Below are 2,864 nucleotides of genomic sequence, written 5' to 3'. Positions count from 1 at the left end.
CCCGGACTTAGCCGCTGTTCGCGGCAATATAGCCAGGAAGTTATCCCGGGCGACTTTACGGGCAACGTCTTCGGGCAAGGCATCAAGAAAGGACGTGAAACTGTGCATCTCTCGGCCGAGCTTGTTGAATCGGCCGACGACGTCAGAGCCGAGCATGAAGCGCTCCGGGTATTTCTCCACCAAGGCCAGCCATTCCGCACGTGGCCTGCCCTGTTCATCCAGCAGATACGGCGTGAGCATGCTCCACGACAGATCGACGAACAGATTCGGATAAGCCTCAAGCAACCGGCTGACGGTGGGCAGAAGAAATTTCAGTTGCGTCTGGTGCCGATGAATTTCCGCGCTCGTCCCCGCGTGCGCCCAGATAAAGCGCGTATGCGGATGATTGCGCAGCGGCTCTTCGATTTCCTTCAGGTACAGCGGATTTTTCTCACGCTTGGAGGTGATGTTCGAATGCAGCATCACCGGCAGATCGTTTTCCGCCGCCAGGTGATAGATCTTCGTCATCGCCTCATTGTTGGCACGCGGCGTGTCACCGGAGGTCAGCGCCGTGAGATCGTCGTGACGCGTAAACACCTCGCCAATGCCCTGCCACAGCCCCGGATACAGATCGAGCATGCGCTGGATGTGCGCAGCAGAGTTCTTGTCGTTGGGATTGAACCCCGAGAGGAATGGGTGAAAGTACGGGCGCTGCTCCGGGGCGAGTTTTTGCACCGCATCGGCGATGATCACATCGGTGGCGCTGTACCAATAGGCATCAGCGTCATCACCGGCGTAATAGCGCGGGCGCTTGGGTTCGTCTTCATGCCACTTCTTCGCCACCGGAATACCGGAAATCATCACATGCTCGACGGAGTTGTCCTTCATCGCTGTCAGCAGTTTCGCCATACCCGCGGTCTCCTGGAAAAAATCCACGTAGTGCAGGTGCGCATCGCTGTAGGTGTAATCGCGGGCACTGGCGGCGCCGGCAAATACCAGCAAGCAGGCAAGACTCAAACGAAACAAGGGCACAAGTAATCTCCGGCAGGTAGACATAGCCTAGACCCCGAGCCGGCGACAAGGGTTCATCCTGCAGGAAAGTGGAACGCGCCTCTGTAGGAATGCTCTATAACTGCAAGGTCTTTTTTGATCGAATGACTTTTCCTACTGCCAGTGAGGTTGCCATGACCGTTACCGTCAATACCGTCTCCGCCGAAGGTTTTCGTCACACCGTACAGATCGACGACCACGAATTGTTTGCCGACGTACCGAAGTCTGCCGGTGGCGAAGGCTCGGCGCCCGAGCCACACGATTATTTCGATGCCGCACTCGGTGCCTGTAAAGCCTTGACTCTGAAGATGTACGCGAAGAAGAAAGACATCCCGCTGACCGGCGTCGGTGTCGAGGTCAAACGCGACAACAGCGAAGAGCAGAAAGGCAAATATGTGCTGCACGTGACGCTCACCCTTAAGGGCGTCCTCACCGATGCCCAGCGTGAAGAGCTGCTGCGCGTAGCGGATCGCTGCCCGATCCACAAGCTGATGACAACCAGCGAAGTGACCATCGAAACCCACGCCCCACAGGGCTTCGACAGCCAGTAATCACCCTCTTGCCAGCGGCGGGTTATGCTTCTGGCATCACCCGCTCAGCCTGGAATGCACCATGGACACGCAACCTCTGATCATCCGCCCGCGCGCCGAAGACGTCGAAGGCCAGCCGATTCTGCGCCCGTTGCCGTCAGCCAAATGCCGCAGCGTCGGGCCTTTCGTGTTTTTCGACCACATGCTTGAAACGGTTTATCCGACGGGCAAAGGCATGAACATCCGACAGCATCCGCACATTGGTCTGTCGACACTCACCTATTTGTTTGAAGGGCAGATCCAGCACAAGGACAGCCTTGGTTCCGACCAGGTGGTCCAGGCCGGTGATGTCAGCTGGATGACCGCCGGCAGTGCGATCGCACATGTCGAGCGCACACCGGAAGCGTTGTGGGAACAAAGCTTCACGATGCACGGCTTGCAGATCTGGTTGGCCTCGCCCAAGGAACACGAACAAGGTCCGGGGCACTACAGCCACTATCCGGCGGCAACTTTGCCGGTCAGCGATAACCTTGGCGTACAGATCCGCATGATTGCCGGGTCAGGCTTTTGCCTGGAATCGCCGGTGCCGGTGCTTTCTCCTACGCTGTACGCCGAAGTGCGGATGCAAACCGCGACCACGCTGCTGATTCCCGCCGAGCATGAGGAGCGGGCGGTGTACGTGTTAAGTGGTGATGCGCAGTTGAACGGTGAAGTGATCGAACCGCATGCGCTGGTGGTGTTGCCGACAGGCGAAGAGATGAGTCTGTTTGCCGACAGCGATGTACATGCGGTGGTGTTCGGTGGCGCGGCGCTGGACGGCCCGCGGCGGATCAACTGGAATTTTGTCGCGAGCGATCCGGCGGCGATTGATGAGGCGCGGCGCAAGTGGGCGGCCGGGGACTGGCCGACGGTGCCGGGAGAAATCGAGCGGATCGAATTGCCGCGTTAAGCCTTGACCCTCACCCCAGCCCTCTCCCAGAGGGAGAGGGCTGGGGTGAGGGTCATACACCGACCTGAAAAGTCTTGGCGATTATGGATTCACCAACACACTTTCAGGTCGGGGTAACTCATCAACATCCCCCATTCAGTCCCCTCTACCTCCGGGAGAAGGTTAGGCGGGCGGCGTTCCGATGAGGGGCTTTTCGCTTTTCAGTCCTTGAACACTTCATCCAGCAAATCATGCATCGACTTGAACGCGCGCTTGGCGGTTTTTGCGTCGTACATCATCTTGCCCGGCACATTGGCGTGCGGATCGGTGAACGAGTGCACCGCACCGCCATAGCTCAGCAACTGCCAATCCACGTT

General features: G+C 58.3%; 4 protein-coding genes. 2 read left to right on the top strand and 2 right to left on the bottom strand.

The features are described from left to right. Nucleotides 1-1,035 (bottom strand): amidohydrolase family protein (locus DBR24_RS00065; protein ID WP_128613517.1); only part of this gene is annotated, 1,035 nt, incomplete at its 3' end. A 128-nt stretch (nt 1,036-1,163) separates the two neighbouring features. Here DBR24_RS00065 and DBR24_RS00060 point away from each other — a divergent pair. Together DBR24_RS00060 and DBR24_RS00055 are read left to right on the top strand one after the other, a co-directional pair. Further along, nucleotides 1,164-1,580, top strand: coding sequence for an OsmC family protein (locus DBR24_RS00060; RefSeq protein WP_123465878.1), 417 nt, complete (start codon nt 1,164-1,166; stop codon nt 1,578-1,580). A gap of 61 nt (nt 1,581-1,641) precedes the next feature. Further along, nucleotides 1,642-2,508 carry a pirin family protein gene (locus tag DBR24_RS00055; RefSeq protein ID WP_123465876.1) on the top strand — a complete coding sequence of 289 codons (867 nt, stop codon included), beginning with the start codon at nt 1,642-1,644 and terminating at the stop codon, nt 2,506-2,508. A 200-nt stretch (nt 2,509-2,708) separates the two neighbouring features. Here DBR24_RS00055 and DBR24_RS00050 read toward each other — a convergent pair. Continuing rightward, a partial coding sequence (locus tag DBR24_RS00050) for a dienelactone hydrolase family protein (RefSeq protein ID WP_177490376.1) occupies nt 2,709-2,864 on the bottom strand: 156 nt, incomplete at its 5' end.

This window comes from Pseudomonas sp. HMWF006 (genome assembly GCF_003061205.1).
Classification (GTDB): Bacteria; Pseudomonadota; Gammaproteobacteria; order Pseudomonadales; family Pseudomonadaceae; genus Aquipseudomonas; species Aquipseudomonas monsensis.
Note: the sequence above shows the minus strand (reverse complement) of the source record. Positions and strands in the feature narration are given on the sequence as shown.